We start from the raw sequence: 14408 nt of genomic DNA on the forward strand, positions 1-14408 counted from the left end.
GGGCGTTGGTCAGCCCCCGCTGCCCAGCCCCGGCGGGACGGCCGTGTGGAGCGCCGAGACGAAGGCCGAGATCGCCGGGTGGGAGCCCGCGCCGGCCCGGAAGGCGGCGCGGGTGCGGCGGTACATCGGCAGCCGGGTGAGGACCACGCCGGGCGGGGGCTGGGCGGTGCCCAGGTGGGGGACCAGCGCCACCCCCTGGCCCGCGGCGACGAGTGAGAGCACCGTGGTGAAGTCGTCGATCTGGTGCCGGATCCGGGGCGCGAAGCCCGCCGCCTCGCAGGCACGGACGGCCATGGTGTGGCAGAGCGTGCCCGGCGGGGAGGTGATCCACGGCGCGCCGCGCTGCTCGGCGAGCACCGCCGGGGCGCGGGCGGCCAGGTACATCGGCTCGGTGAAGACCGGGCGGGTCACGGCCAGGCCCGGTTCCGGGTCGGCCGGGACGAGGTCGTACTCGTGCACCAGCGCCACGTCCAGCTCGCCCGCGCGCAGCGCCGCGCCGACGGCCGCCGGGTCCACCTCGGTGACCATCGGCTCCAGCCCCGGGTGCCAGGAGGCCAGCCCGGCGAGCACCGCCGGGATGATCGCGCGGGCCGCCGAGGGGTAGGTGCCGATCCGCAGCGGACCGGCCAACCCCCTTTTGGCGTGGGCGAGTTCGGCGTCCGCCTGTTCCAGCAGGGCGAGTACGGACTCGGCGTGGCGGACCAGGCCCCGCCCGGCCGGGGTGAGGGTGACCCGCCGCCCGGTGCGCTCCAGCAGCGGGACGCCGGCCTCCTTCTCCAGGACGGACAGCTGCTGGGACACCGCCGAGGCGCTGAACGACAGGGCCTCGGCGACGGCCGCGATGGTGCCGAGGTGGGCGAGTTCGCGCAGCAGGCGCAGACGTCGGACATCGAGCATCGGCCCAGCTTACGAGAAGCGTCGGAAATGTGAACTGGACCCGGGCGATCACCGGACCGCAGGATCGTCGGTATGGAACTCAAGGGCATCCACGTCCCCCTGATCACCCCCTTCGCCGCCGACGGCTCCGTCGCCCTCGACGCGCTGGAGAAGCTCGCGCACGAGGTCCTGGACGCCGGGGCGGCCGGCCTGGTCGCGCTCGGCACCACCGGCGAGCCCGCCGCGCTCACCGCCGAGGAGCGGGACGCGGTGGTCGACGTCGCCGCGGCCGCCTGCGCCGCGCGCGGGGCCCAGCTGACCGTCGGTGCCTCCGGCGGCGACACCCGGGCCGTCGGCGAGGCGCTGGCCGTGCTCGGCGCGCGGGTGCCGGGGGCGGCGGCGCTGGTCACCACGCCCGCCTTCGTCCGGGCCGGCGAGGCCGGGACGGTCGCGCACTTCCGGGCCCTGGCCGCGGGCAGCCCGCTGCCGCTGGTCGTCTACCACATCCCGTACCGCACCGGGCAGCAGCTCTCCACCGCCGCGCTGCGCGAACTGGCCGCGATCGAGGGCGTGGTGGGCGTCAAGTACGCGACCGGCGGGCTGGACCAGACGGCGGCCGAACTGCTCGCCGAGGCCCCCGCCGGATTCGCCTTCCTCACCGGGGAGGACGCCTTCCTGTCGCCGATGCTGGCGCTGGGCGCGGCCGGCGGCATCCTCGCCTCCGCGCACCTGGCGACCGCCCGCTTCGTCGAGCTGTACGAGGCCTGGCGGGCCGGGGACGTCGAGCGGGCCCGGGAGCTGGGGCACCGGCTGACCGGGCTGGCGCTGTCCGCCTTCACGGCGCCGAACCCGACGGTGACCAAGGGCGTGCTGCACGCCCAGGGGCGGATCCCGACCCCGGACGTGCGGCTGCCGCTGCTGCCGGCCGGGGAGGCGGAGGTCGCGGCCGCGCTGGCCCTCGCCAATGGTCTGGACCACTGAGGGCTGTCCGGAGCCCCTCTCACACCGTGGAATACCAGGTCGCCCCACCCGCGTGACAAGGCATGATGGGCAGAGTGCGGCTGTAGACAGCACCATTCAGAGGAGTAGTCGGAATGAAGATCGGCATTGTCGGTGCCACCGGCCAGGTCGGCAGCGTGGTCCGCGAGATCCTGGCCGAGCGGGCTGGTCGTGAAGGCGGACTGGGCCCGGTGGAGCAGCTGCGGCTGTTCGCCTCGGCCCGTTCGGCCGGGCGCACGCTGCCCTGGCAGGGCACCGAGGTCACCGTCGAGGACGCTGCCACGGCCGACTACACCGGCCTGGACATCGTGATCTTCTCGGCCGGCGGCTCCACCTCCAAGGCCCTGGCCCCCAAGGTCGCCGCCTCCGGAGCCGTCGTCATCGACAACTCCTCCGCCTGGCGCCGTGACCCCGAGGTCCCGCTGGTCGTCTCCGAGGTCAACCCGGAGGCCATCGCCGACCGCCCCAAGGGGATCATCGCCAACCCCAACTGCACCACCATGGCCGCCATGCCCGTGCTGCGCCCGCTGCACGAGGAGGCGGGGCTCGCCGCCCTGGTCGTCTCCACCTACCAGGCCGTCTCCGGCAGTGGCGTCGCCGGTGTCGCCGAACTCCAGGACCAGGCCGCCAAGGTCGTGGACGGCGCCTCCGCGCTCGCCCACGACGGCTCCGCCGTCGAGTTCCCCGAGCCCAAGGTCTACCGGCGGCCGATCGCCTTCAACGTGGTGCCGCTGGCCGGCTCCATCGTCGAGGACGGCTCCAACGAGACCGACGAGGAGCAGAAGCTCCGCCACGAGAGCCGCAAGATCCTCGGCATCCCCGGGCTCAAGGTCGCCGGCACCTGCGTGCGCGTCCCGGTCTTCTCCGGCCACTCGCTGCAGATCAACGCCCGCTTCGAGCGCCCGATCAGCCCCGAGCGCGCCGCCGAGCTGCTCGCCGCCGCCCCCGGCGTCGAGCTGTCCGAGATCCCCACCCCGCTCCAGGCCGCCGGCCAGGACCCGAGCTACGTGGGCCGGATCCGGGCCGACGAGACGGTGGAGCACGGCCTGTCGCTGTTCGTCTCCAACGACAACCTGCGCAAGGGCGCGGCGCTCAACGCCGTCCAGCTCGCCGAGCTGGTCGCCGCCGAGCTCAAGGGCTGACCCGGGTCAACCCCGCGTGACGTTTGGCGGGCCCCGTCGTTGAACGGGGCCCGCCTTCGTGTTTCTTTGCGACTCATTGGGGCGGCTGTTGCGTGACCGGGACATCCGCCGAGGTTCGGGCCCCGAACCATGGGGAAAAGGTGACCCAACGATCGGGCGGTCAGGGGGCCCCTCACCCCGCACGCCGGGTCGACGGGCGGACCGCCCACCCAGACCGACCATCGAGGGCGAGCGGAAAGAGGTGCGCGGATGGACCGCTGTGTCGTCCTGGTGGATGCCGGATACCTGTTGGGCGCCGCCGCCAGCCTGCTCGCCGGAGACCCCTCCCGCTCCAAGGTCACCGTCGACCACACCGCGCTGATCAGCGCCCTGCGCGAACGCGCCGAGGCCGAGACCGGGCTGCCGCTGCTGCGGATCTACTGGTTCGACGCGGCCCCCGACCGCCGCCCGATGCCCGAGCACCGGCGGCTGCGGGTGCTGCCCCGGGTCACCGTGCGGCTGGGCGCCCTCACCCGGGCCGAGGGGCGCTGGGTGCAGAAGGGCGTCGACGCCGCGATGCACGCCGAGCTCTCCGAACTCGCCCGCAACCGGGCCTGCGCGGACGTCGTCCTGATCACCGGCGACGGGGACCTGCTGCCCGGCATGATGACCGCCAAGGAGCACGGCGTGGCCGTGCACCTGTGGGCGTTGCAGGCCGCCGACGGGGACTTCAACCAGTCCGAGGACCTGGTCGGCGAGGCCGACGAGCGGCGGGTCCTGGACCGCGAGTGGATCGAGGGGTCCTTCTCGCTGCGCGACCACTCCACCGTCTTCCCGGCGCCCGGGACGGGCGGCGCCCGGCAGGAGATCGCCAAGATCCTCGCCGCCCCGCCGGCCCCGCTGCCCAGCGTGGTGCCCCCCGGCGTGCGGCCGGCCGCCGCCGAGGCGGTGCCCGAGGAGCCCGCCGTCAACGGGCGGCCCCAGCCGGCCGCCGCCCTGCGGGTGGTGCCCACCCCGAAGGACCTCGCCGGGCGGGTCTCGGCCGTCACCCCGATCACCGCGGCGGCGAACGGGCACGTCAACGGGCACGCCAACGGACACGCCGCGGCCGGGCAGGCCACCAACGGGCAGGTGGCCGGCGGACCGGTGCTGCGGTGGTCCTCCGACCGGGGCTGGGTCGACCGGCCCGCCCCCGAGCCCTCCGTCACCGCCGGGGACGGCCTGCCCACGCTGGCCCAGCTCACCACCGCCGAACAGCGCTGGGCCGACCGCGAGGAGGACATCACCACCATCGGCGGCGACGCCCACGAGGTCGGGCAGGTCTTCGCCCGCCGCTGGAGCGACCGCCTCGGCGACCTCGAACGGCTCACCCTGCTCTGGCCCGACTACCCGCGCATCCCGCACCGGGTCGACGGCGAGCTGCTGCGCTACGCGGCCCGCTTCGGACTGCTCGCCCACAAGGACGACCAGATCGACGAGCACGACCGCTACGCCATCCGGGCGGGGTTCTGGAAGGAACTGGCGGTCCGGGTCCCGGGCGGGTCGATGGTGGTGGACGACTGACGCGCCCCGGCGGGCTCCGGCTTCCGCCTGGCTTCCCCCGGCGATCGGGCCTCGGCGATCGGCCCCCGTTGTCCGGTTCGCCCGTGTGAGCGCGTAAAGTCTCCGGTCGTGGAAGAGACGGCCGGGCGAGCACCCCAGGACACCCCCGCGCCGTGCGTCGCCGTACGCGAACTGGTCCGGACCTACCGCACCGGACGTGGCGCCGCCGCCACCGAGATCCGGGCCAACGACGGGATCAGCCTGACCGTCCGCGCGGGCGAGGTCTTCGGGCTGCTCGGCCCCAACGGCGCCGGGAAGTCCACCCTCGTCCGCCAGCTCACCGGCCTGCTGCGGCCGGACTCCGGCACCGTCGAACTGCTCGGGCACGACATCGTGCGGCACCCGGAGCGGGCCGCCCGGCTGCTCGGCTACCTCGGGCAGGAATCCACCGCGCTGGACGAGCTGACCGTCGCGCTGGCCGCCGAGACCACCGGACGGCTGCGCGGGCTCTCGCGCGCGGCGGCCCGCGGCGCGGCCGCGGACGTCCTCACCGAACTCGGGCTGGAGCCGATCGCCGCCCGGCCGCTGGCCAAGCTGTCCGGCGGGCAGCGGCGGCTCGCCTGCTTCGCGGCCACCCTGGTGGGGGAGCGGCCGCTGCTCGTCCTGGACGAACCCACCACCGGCATGGACCCGGTCGCCCGGCGGGCCGTCTGGTCGGCCGTCGACCGGCGGCGGGCCGAGCACGGGACGACGGTGCTGCTGGTCACCCACAACGTGATCGAGGCGGAGACCGTGCTCGACCGGGTCGCCGTGATCGACGAGGGCCGGGTGATCGCCTGCGACACGCCCGGCGGACTCAAGGCCCTGGTGGACGGCGACGTCCGGCTCGACCTGGTCTGGCGGGACGAGGCGCCGATCGGCGTCCCCGCCGTCGCCGAACTGGCCGCGCGCGCCGAACGCACCGGACGCCGCTGGACCGTCCGCACCACCCCCGAGCAGGCCCGCGAACTGGTCGCCGCCGTCACCACCGGCCCGGCCTTCGCCGCCCTCGACGACTTCACCCTCGCCACCCCGAGCCTTGAGGACGCCTACCTCAAGCTGGGCGGCCGCCACGGAGGACTGGCCAAGTGACGCTGCTCTCGGTGCCCCCGCAGACCGGCCGGTCCACGGCCGGCGCCGCCCCGCTCGCCCCCGCCGCCCGGCTGCTGCCCGCCCTCGCCGCGGTGTACCGGGCGCAGCTCACCCGGGCGAAGGTCGCGCGGATCCCGCTGCTGTTCGTGGCCACCTTCCAGTCCGTCGGCATCCTGGTGATGATGCGGGGCGTCGTGGACGGCGGGCAGACCTCGGCGGCGCGGTCGGTGGTCGCCGGGTCGAGCGTGCTGGTGGTGGCGTTCGTCGCGCTCAACCTGCTGGCCCAGTACTTCGGGAAGCTCCGCGCCACCGGCGGCCTCGACCACTACGCGACGCTGCCCGTCCCGGCCGCCTCGGTGGTGCTCGGCGCGGCCGCCGCGTACGCCTCGTTCACGCTGCCCGGCACGCTCGTCACGGCGGGCATCGGCGCGGTGATGTTCGGGCTGCCGCTCGGACAGCTGTGGGTGCTGCTCGCCGTGGTACCGCTCGCCGGGGCCGCGCTGTCCGGGCTGGGCGCGGCCTGCGGGCTGCTGGCGCCGCGGCAGGAGATCGCGACGATGCTGGGGCAGCTCGGCATGTCGGCGGCGCTGCTGCTCGGCGTGCTGCCGGTCGACCACCTGCCGCAGCCGGTGCTGTGGCTGCGCGACCTGCTGCCGTCGACGTACGGGGTGGAGGCGTTCGCGCGGACCTTCGCGCCGGACCCGGACTGGGGGATGGTGCTCGCCGACCTCGGGGTCTGCGCGGGGGTGGGCGTGGTGTCGCTGGCCCTGGCCACCTGGGCGTACCGGCGGGCCGTCGCGCGGTAGGGCGCGCCTTCCGGATCTTGCCGGGTGGGTGGTGCGGTGGGCGGTGCGGCCGTTCGGACGGACGTCGTGAAACGATGGGACCCGTGACCGTACCGAACACACCTCCGGAACCCGCCCGCGCCGACGTGCCGGCCGAGCCGGGAGCCGTACCCGACCCGTTCGCACCGCCGCCGGCCTCCGACCAGGAGCCGCCCGCCGGCCTGCCCGCCGTGCCGCCCGCGGGCGTGCACCGGGTGCCGGACGAGCTGCGGATCGGCGCCGGGGTGGTGCTGGTGTGCCTGCTGGCCGGACTGGCGATGGCCGGGCTGTGGGCCTGGCTGGCGCCCAAGGTGCCGCTGGTCGTGGACGGCGACCGGATCCTCTACGTGGACCCCGAGGGCGAGCAGCGGGCCGGTGCCGACGCGGTGTTCGTGCTGATCGGGCTGGGCGCCGGCATCCTCACCGCGCTCGGCGCCTTCCTGGTGACCCGCAAGCGCGGCGGCGGGATCGCCGTCGCGCTGGGGCTGGCGATCGGCGGACTGCTCGGCTCGTACGGGGCCTGGAAGCTCGGCCGCTGGCTCGGGCCGAGCGACAACCTGATCGGCGAGGCCCGGCGGGTCGGCAACGGCGGGCACTTCGACGCGAGCATCGACCTGGGGGCGCTGGGCGCGCTGCTGGTGTGGCCGATGGCGGCGATGGTGGTGCTGCTGGCGCTGTCGGCGGCGTTCGGGAAGCGGGAGGAGGACCCGCCGCCGTACTGGGGGGTGCCGGCGGGGTCGTACGGGGACCCTGCGGGGCCTCCTGCGGAGACGCCGGTGGACGCCGGGCAGGTCGCTCCGGTGGACGTGCGGCCGGTGGACGCGGCTCCGGAGGAGCGTCGGCAGGGCTGAGAGCGTGAGCGGGGCGGAGGGCCGACGGCCGGGTGCGGGCCGGGTAGGCCAACCGAAACCATCCGTTGACCTGCACGCACACGAGGGCGGGGACCGGTACTCGGTCCCCGCCCTCGTCGGGTCTCAGCGGTGGGTCGCGGCCTTGCGGCGGCGTGCGACCACGAACAGCGCGCCGCCGACGGCGATGGCCGCCGCGCCGGTGCCCGCGATCAGGAGCGTGCCGTTGCTACCGGTGTGGGCGAGGTCGCCGCTCGTCGCGTGGGCGCTGGGGGAGGCGGTGCCTGCGGCCGAGGCCGTCGTGCTCGGGGCCTGGCCCGGCGTCGAGGGCGTGGCGGTCGGCCGCGCGATCGGCGGGGCGGAGGTCGGGCGGCTGCTCGGCGTCGGGCCCTGCGAGGGCTCCGAGGTCGGGACGGGGCCGGGGATCGAGCCGCTCGCCTTGGTGCCCAGCTGGACCGAGACCGACTCGTGCGACGGGTCCGGTTCGAAGGACAGCTTGGCGATCGTGGCGCCGGTGCCGTACAGGCTGTCCTGGTCCTGGAGCGTCACCTGGACGGTCGGCTGCGTGGTGCCGGCGTCGATCGACAGCCCGAACGGGAACACCTTCTCCAGCCCGCTCGCCACCCAGATCGGGGACTCGCACAGGTACTTGTCCGGGTGGGCGACCTGCTTGCCGTTCTCCCAGGTCTTGGGTCGGCAGCCGTCCGGCACCTTGGTCACGGTGACGCCGGCGGGGATCGCGGCCTGGACGGTCACGACCGCGTCGCCGCTGCGGTAGAAGATCGAGGCCGGCCCGCTGTTGCGGAAGCCGACCGACAGCGTGCCCTGCTTGTCGCCGTTGGGCTTCCAGGAGCCCAGCGCGGAGAAGTCGGCGGTGTTCGTGGCCAGCACGTTCTGCTCGACGCGGTTGTCGTAGCTCGTGCGGGGGGCACTGAGCAGGCCGGGGTCGTTGGTCGGCTTCACGGTCAGGGCCGGGCCGGTGCCGTGCTGGAAGGTCAGCCGCTTGCGCCAGTCCGAGATCTCGGAGAACTGGGCGTCCTCGGTCGGGGACACCGTGATGTCCGCGAAGGTGTACCAGGCGCTGTCGGTGATGCCGAGCTGCAGCGCGTCCAGGGCGACCACCTGACCGGGCGCGACCGTGGTGTCCACGGTGCAGATCGCGATGGAGTCACCGGGCCAGGTCTTCTCGCCCCAGCCGCCGTCCGGCTCGGACGCGAACTCGCAGTTCGACGGGCGCTGCTTGAAGTCGATGCCGGAGATGGCGTCGACGGCCACCACGACCTTGCCGGCCGGCAGGTCACCGACGTTGGCGAACTCCACCGACGGCGTCAGCACAGTGCCGGGCTTGACGTTGTTCTGGTCGGCGAGCGGCTTGGCCTTGAAGTCCGGCCCGCCGACGTCGACCCGGACGTCCCGGCTCGCGCTCTGCGCGTTGGACGCCGTCAGCTTCATGTGCAGCACTCCGTGGCTGCCCGGGGTCGCCCCCTGCACAGCACTGAGCCACGGGTTGTACAGGAGGTTGATCCGGTCGAAGTTCAGCTCGCGCTGGTCGCACGTGATGGTCTTGCCCGCGGTCGCGCAACCGGGAACGGTCAGGTCCGCGACGCCCGCCAGATCGGCGGTGTCGAACACGACCTTCACGTCGTGCGCGGTGCCCGAGCCGATCCGGCCGAGCTCTATGTGCAGGTTCTCGCTGCCCCGACCTGGCTGCGCAGGCTTGGTCGGGATCTGGACGGTGGAGTTCGAGAATCCGGAGAAGGTGAGCTTCAGGTCGTCCGCGTGCGCCGGGACGGCGGTCGCCCCGAGGACGACGGCGGCGATGGTGAAGGGCGCGTAGAGCGCGCGTCTGCGCGAGTTGCGCATGTGGAAGGTCCCCCTGGGGTTGTGACGGGCATGCCGGGACGGATCTGCCAGGACGGGCATGCCGACGGGAACATCTACTCGACCGGTGGAGCGGTCCGCAATTTCCGTCGGCGTGACGCCCTATCAGATGTGGTTGATCGGGTAAGGAATGTCCGAGAAAGGCACACTCTTTCCCGGTGAAGATTTTTGCCGCCCTTGAAAATCCCGTCATCCGGCCGTTACCGGTCGGCTCGCCGGGTGCGGGCCGGGGCCTTCCGCCTCGTGGAGAACCCCCCGTACCCCTTTTCGGGGCGCGGGGGGTTCTTTCGTTCTGTTCGTTCTGTTCGGTCTGTTCGTTCAGCGGGCGATCGGGGCGGTGGCGGCGCGAGTGAGGGCGATCAGGTCGGCGGGGGCCAGTTCCACTTCGAGGCCTCGGCGGCCCGCCGACACGTAGACGGTGGGGTGGGTGAGGGCGCTGGCGTCGACCACGGTGCGCAGCGGGCGGCGCTGGCCGAGCGGGGAGATGCCGCCGAGGACGTAGCCGCTGCTGCGTTCGGCGGCGGCCGGGTCGGCCATCGCGGCGCGCTTGCCGCCGACGGCCGTGGCCAGGGCCTTGAGGTCGAGCTGGCCGGCGACCGGGACGACGCCGACGGTGAGGGTGCCGTCCACGTCGGCGACCAGGGTCTTGAAGACCCGTTCGGCGGCCACGCCCAGGGCCTCGGCGGCCTCGCCGCCGTAGGAGGCGGCGGCCGGGTCGTGCGCGTAGGCGTGGACGGTGTAGGGGACGGCGGCGGTCTCCAGAGCGACGGTCGCGGGCGTGCCCTGGCCGCCCTTCTTCGGCTTCTTGGCCATGCGCGGGTGCCTCGGGTCGGTGGGGTTTCGTCAGGGTCGGTCTCGGTGGGGTCGGTCTCGCTGGGGTCAGTTGGGGCTGAACGACTGGCGGGTGAGGTCGACCGCGGGCAGCGAGGGCAGCCAGCTGAGCACCGCGCTCTCGCGGCGCAGCAGGTCGAGTTCGGTGCGCAGCCGCTGGGCGGTGTCGGGGCAGGCGAGCAGCTGCTGCTTGACCGGGGTCTCGAACACCGAGGCGGCGGCGACCAGGTAGGAGAGCACCTGGGGGTCGTCGGGGAGCTCCTGGCGGCCGTGGGTGCTGGCCTCGCGGGCGCCGGCCAGGCGCTTCTGGTAGACCCGGAAGGCGCGCTCGACCTCGGCGGCGAGGGCGCCGGAGCCCTCGCCGGGAAGCTCCTCCACCGGCTCGATCTCACCGGTCAGGTACGGGCCGGTGACGTCGACCGAGCTGAGCCGGAACCGGGTGGTGCCGGTGACCAGCAGCTCGTAGCGGCCGTCCGGCTGGGGCTGGACGGAGGAGACGTCGGCGACGCAGCCGATGTGGTAGACCGCCTCCAGCGGGTCCCCGGTGGCGGTGCCCAGGCCGTCCAGCGGCCCGGCCGGGCCGTCCTCGGCGGGCCGTACCGGGGCGACCTCGCGGCCGTCCTTGATGGCGAGCACGCCGAAGCGGCGCGGCTCGTCCTCGGGCTGTTCGAGCAGATCGGCGACGAGCCGGCGGTAACGCTCCTCGAAGACGTTCAGGGGCAGCACCAGGCCCGGGTAGAGCACGGTGTTCAGCGGGAAGAGCGGCAGCCGTTCTGTCACGGCGGACAGCGTAGTTCTTCGGGGCCGGGCTTTGTCGCGCAGTAACCGCAGCCCCGTCCCGCGGACACGCACCGTGTTCACGCGGTGGCGACCAGCCCGCCCCCGCGCAGGGCCGCGCGGGCACGGGCGGCGCCGCCGGGCGTGGCTGCGGCGCCACTGCCGATCGTGAGGGTCCTGGCGCCGCCGAGGCCCGCACACGGGCGGCAGATGCCGGGGCGGGGCACCGGGTCGTGGCACTTGGCGCACTCCGCGGGTATGGCCTGAGGTGCACGGGCGGGCGGCAGCTTGCGTTGGAGGCGGTCGCGCAGGATCGCCACCGGGGAGTGCAGCGGCGAGGGCAGGCCGGGAAGCAGGGCGTGGGCCAACTCGGCCGCCGTGCTGCCGCGTTCCAGCCACTGGGCGACGAGCGGTGCCAGTTGCTGCGCCTCGGCCTCGCCGAGGCGCAGCCGGGGCTCGGGCCGGATCGCGCGGAAGAGTGCGGACACCGCCCTGCGGGTCTGCTCGTCCGCTCGCGTCAACTGGGCGGGGAGGGTGGGTACTTCTCCCGGGTCCTTTACTACAGGGCTGTCAGGGGGACCGGCCTCGGGCTCACCGGAGTCCGAGGAGCGGGCACTCGGTGACGCCGGTCGCTGCGGGGCGTCGTACACGTGCACATCGGTACGGAGCGTGCCGTCGGGCATCCGGACCGTCTCGACCCGGTAGTACCCGGCGTCCTTGAGCTCGTTGAGCGCCCTGCGGACGGCGCCGCGCCCCTGCGGGCTGCTGTCGGCCATGTGCCGTCCGTCCTCGCGCCAGCCGTCGGGGCGGGAGAGGAGGTCGGAGAGGAGGCCCCGGGCGGTGTAGCTGAGGCGACGGTCCTGGAGGAGGCCGTTCGGAAGTACGGTGAAACAGCGCGCGTGGGCGCTACGATGAATCTGCATGGGGAGTGTGTGCTCCTGGTGCCAGACCCCGGGGTGTTCCAGCACCGCCGGGGTCTTCTATGTTCTGTTGATGATGCGGAAAGTAGCACAGTCGCTACACGGAGTGCCAACCATTCGGGGGAATCCGCAGTTGGGAGGGACAGGCGACGGTGAGGTCTGCCTGACGGCACCCGAAGCGATCCGGCGGTATGGCCGAAGGTGGCTAGCGCACCACGGGGATCTCCCCGGAGCGCCAGTCGGCCAGCCGCTTGCGGATGTTCGACACCATCGGCAGCCCGTCCGTCTCGTCCGGGGTGAACCACGCCACCTCGTGGGACTCATCGGACACCCGCAACTCCCCACCGAGCGGGCGTCCGAGGAGGCAGATCGAGAACTCCTGGCGGACCTCGCCATCGTCGTAGGCGAAGACGTGGCCGGGGTCGGTGTAGGTGCCGACGATCCCGGTGATCTCGATATCGATGCCGGTCTCCTCGCGCGTCTCGCGGACACCGCAACCGGCGAGCGACTCACCGATGTCCATCTTGCCGCCGGGCAGGGCCCACATCCCGTTGTCGGTCCGGCGCTGGAGCAGAACGCGGCCCGCGCCGTCGACCACGACGACGGAAGCGGCCGGGACCAGCGAGTTCGCCTTGGGGGCGTTCGGGTCGTCCTCGTAATCACGCCTGGGCACGATCCACCACCTCTGCTGCCGGGACCGATACATCCCGCCCCTTCGCCCACAAGTCCTCGATGTGGCCCGCGAAGCGATCGAATACGCCGTCGTCCTGGGCCCGCCTGAGGTGCATCATCGGAGCGTCATGGCCGATCCTACCCGGCAGCAGCGGTGTGACGATCATGTCGTCGTCGAAGCGGAAGACGCTCAGTGAGACGTGTGCGGTCTCGTATCGCGCCTCGATCGGCGTGTCCCGTAGCTTGGCCAGCTCGGACAGGGTGACCTCGATCCGGGTCGAAAGGCTCAGCGGCACGCCCTCCTCCAGCTCCCGCTGACGGGTGACCGGATGTCCGGGCTCACCAAGAATGAAGCGAACCTGGACGCCGGCCTCCGCCTTCTGCCGTAGCAGGCCGCCGAAGTTCGCGTGCTCCAGCCAAAGGAAGTAGTTGGTGTACCCGGCGAACGTCATCTCCCGAGTTGCCCCCTTATCAACTGACGCCACAGCGAAGCCGGCGCTGCCGACCGGTACGGGTACATCTGCACCAGCTCCCGATCTGGCCCCGACTTCACGAGTTGCTGTACGGATGGCCAGAGCACGGCTTCCTCCTCACCCAGGGCCTTACTGGCGGCTGAGCGATGTCGAGCATGGGGCTCGCGCGAGGGGTTGGCGAGCCACCGGTCGACGGTCTTGGGATCGACCCCGCACACACGCGCGAGCCTGGACGAGGTCATGTTGGCACGGGCCATTGCGTCACGGAGCGGGCTGTTCACCGACCGACCTTCCACGTTGGGGACGTTTCAAGGTCTACCAGCCAGACGTCCTAAACGTCCCGAAAACGCGGTATGACGTCCTGTCAGAGTGCCCGACGATTCGAGCGTGACAGATGCGGCAGCCTTTCAGCTGCTTCCTCTCCCTTTCGAGGACCCCATGCTCACTGCCCACCGCCCCCGCACATTCGCCGCCCGTCTCGACTCCTGCGTCGAATCCACGCCCCTGGCCCGGCACTTGATCCGGGCCTACCTCTGCGCGCTCCCCGCCGGTGACCGATACTGCGATGTCGCCGAACTTCTCCTCGGCGAACTCTTCGCCAATGCTGTCCAGCACGCCGACGCCCCCGACGACCGCCTCATCGAGATCCGGTTCGCCGTCAGCGGCGACCTTCTGCGCCTCGAAGTCCACGACGCCGGATCCGGGCGGCCCTCCGTCCGCTCCGCCTCCTTGGAGGAGGAGTGCGGGCGTGGGCTGTTCCTCGTCAACGAGCTGGCCGAGCGTTGGGGTTGCTGCCCCCGGGCCGGCGGGGTCGGCAAGTTCGTCTGGGCCCTCATTGCTCCCGCCTTCGCCCTCGCCTGAAAGCCCGCTCCCGATGCTGCCTCCGCTGCCCACCCTCGCCCGGCACGCCCTCGACCGAGGCCACACCCCCGCCGAGACCTACGCCCTTCTGGCCCGCCGCACCGGCGAACCCCTCCCCGCCGCCCGCGCCGTCTGCCTCGCCCTCCACATCCCCCTCGCCGAGACCACCATCCGCCTCGACGAGTGCCACGACGCCCTCCTCGCCGACCCCCGCCCCGGCACCGAGGCCGACACCGGCGAACTCCTCGAAGCCCTCGGCGTCTTCGACGTCCCCAAGGACCTCACCGCCACCGAACTCGCCGTCGTCGACCACTTCCTCACCGCCATCGACGCCCTCGGCGGCATCCGCCCCGGCCACCAACACGGCCTCGCCCGCTGGTTCACCACCGGCAACCTCACCGCCGCCTACCTCTCCCTCGCCGCCGCCCACCCCCGCCCCACCACCGGCAACCCCACCCAGTACTGGACCACCCTCGTCACCGCCGGCGAACTCCTCACCACCACCCCCACCCCCGACCCCCGCATCAAAACCGCCCTCACCCACTGCCGCAGCCAAGCCGCCACCTGGTAGGCACCGGAAGTCGACCCCGCCGACTTCCTGCGCAGGAGTCGTGGGCGGGTGGGGCGGTTTGGCCAGGGGGGCGGGGGGGCC

The 14408-nt window shown here is 73.2% G+C and carries 15 protein-coding genes; 8 read left to right on the top strand and 7 right to left on the bottom strand.

Going from position 1 to position 14408, the window contains the following annotated elements; genetic code table 11:
• Positions 1–9: 9 nt before the first annotated feature.
• A complete protein-coding gene (locus ACFXOZ_RS32360) occupies positions 10–897 on the bottom strand; it encodes a LysR family transcriptional regulator (RefSeq protein WP_380528292.1) in 888 nt (295 codons plus the stop codon).
• A gap of 72 nt (positions 898–969) precedes the next feature.
• Between ACFXOZ_RS32360 and ACFXOZ_RS32365 the strand changes: the two genes are divergently transcribed.
• The 6 genes from ACFXOZ_RS32365 to ACFXOZ_RS32390 all read left to right on the top strand — a co-directional run bounded on the left by ACFXOZ_RS32365 (position 970) and on the right by ACFXOZ_RS32390 (position 7344).
• Positions 970–1857 carry a dihydrodipicolinate synthase family protein gene (locus ACFXOZ_RS32365; RefSeq protein ID WP_380528294.1) on the top strand — a complete coding sequence of 296 codons (888 nt, stop codon included), beginning with the start codon at positions 970–972 and terminating at the stop codon, positions 1855–1857.
• Between the two features lie 113 nt (positions 1858–1970).
• Positions 1971–3017, top strand: a complete 1047-nt coding sequence (locus ACFXOZ_RS32370) for an aspartate-semialdehyde dehydrogenase (protein ID WP_380528295.1) — start codon at positions 1971–1973, stop codon at positions 3015–3017.
• Positions 3018–3266: 249 nt separating this feature from the next.
• Positions 3267–4559 (top strand): NYN domain-containing protein, encoded by a 1293-nt coding sequence (locus ACFXOZ_RS32375; RefSeq protein ID WP_375896198.1) that lies wholly within the window; start codon positions 3267–3269, stop codon positions 4557–4559.
• Between the two features lie 108 nt (positions 4560–4667).
• A complete protein-coding gene (locus ACFXOZ_RS32380) occupies positions 4668–5669 on the top strand; it encodes an ABC transporter ATP-binding protein (RefSeq protein WP_380528299.1) in 1002 nt (333 codons plus the stop codon).
• Positions 5666–6475, top strand: a complete 810-nt coding sequence (locus ACFXOZ_RS32385) for an ABC transporter permease (RefSeq protein WP_380407531.1) — start codon at positions 5666–5668, stop codon at positions 6473–6475. Before ACFXOZ_RS32380 ends, ACFXOZ_RS32385 begins: the two co-directional genes overlap by 4 nt.
• An 83-nt stretch (positions 6476–6558) precedes the next feature.
• The gene (locus ACFXOZ_RS32390) at positions 6559–7344 is read left to right on the top strand and encodes a hypothetical protein (protein ID WP_380593567.1); all 786 of its coding nucleotides are present in this window, start codon (positions 6559–6561) and stop codon (positions 7342–7344) included.
• A gap of 123 nt (positions 7345–7467) precedes the next feature.
• Here the strand turns inward: ACFXOZ_RS32390 and ACFXOZ_RS32395 are convergent, their stop codons facing one another.
• From ACFXOZ_RS32395 to ACFXOZ_RS32420, 6 genes are all read right to left on the bottom strand, one after another.
• Positions 7468–9204, bottom strand: coding sequence for an LPXTG cell wall anchor domain-containing protein (locus tag ACFXOZ_RS32395; RefSeq protein WP_380593568.1), 1737 nt, complete (start codon positions 9202–9204; stop codon positions 7468–7470).
• A gap of 336 nt (positions 9205–9540) precedes the next feature.
• Positions 9541–10035 carry a Cys-tRNA(Pro) deacylase gene (ybaK, locus tag ACFXOZ_RS32400; protein WP_375897072.1) on the bottom strand — a complete coding sequence of 165 codons (495 nt, stop codon included), beginning with the start codon at positions 10033–10035 and terminating at the stop codon, positions 9541–9543.
• Positions 10036–10101: 66 nt separating this feature from the next.
• Positions 10102–10833, bottom strand: coding sequence for an LON peptidase substrate-binding domain-containing protein (locus ACFXOZ_RS32405; protein ID WP_380593569.1), 732 nt, complete (start codon positions 10831–10833; stop codon positions 10102–10104).
• Positions 10834–10910: 77 nt separating this feature from the next.
• Entirely contained in the window at positions 10911–11753 is an 843-nt protein-coding gene (locus ACFXOZ_RS32410) for a hypothetical protein (protein WP_380593570.1), read from the bottom strand.
• Positions 11754–11955: 202 nt separating this feature from the next.
• Positions 11956–12423, bottom strand: a complete 468-nt coding sequence (locus ACFXOZ_RS32415; protein ID WP_380528310.1) for an NUDIX hydrolase — start codon at positions 12421–12423, stop codon at positions 11956–11958.
• Entirely contained in the window at positions 12410–12874 is a 465-nt protein-coding gene (locus tag ACFXOZ_RS32420) for a hypothetical protein (protein WP_380593571.1), read from the bottom strand. Before ACFXOZ_RS32420 ends, ACFXOZ_RS32415 begins: the two co-directional genes overlap by 14 nt.
• Before the next feature lie 459 nt (positions 12875–13333).
• On the opposite strand from ACFXOZ_RS32420, the gene ACFXOZ_RS32425 reads away from it, so the two are divergent.
• Both ACFXOZ_RS32425 and ACFXOZ_RS32430 read left to right on the top strand, forming a co-directional pair.
• Positions 13334–13756, top strand: a complete 423-nt coding sequence (locus ACFXOZ_RS32425; RefSeq protein ID WP_380593572.1) for an ATP-binding protein — start codon at positions 13334–13336, stop codon at positions 13754–13756.
• Positions 13757–13769: 13 nt separating this feature from the next.
• Positions 13770–14327 (top strand): hypothetical protein, encoded by a 558-nt coding sequence (locus tag ACFXOZ_RS32430; RefSeq protein ID WP_380593573.1) that lies wholly within the window; start codon positions 13770–13772, stop codon positions 14325–14327.
• Positions 14328–14408 lie beyond the last annotated feature (81 nt).

This window comes from Kitasatospora sp. NPDC059160 (genome assembly GCF_042755465.1).
Lineage (GTDB): Bacteria > Actinomycetota > Actinomycetes > Streptomycetales > Streptomycetaceae > Kitasatospora.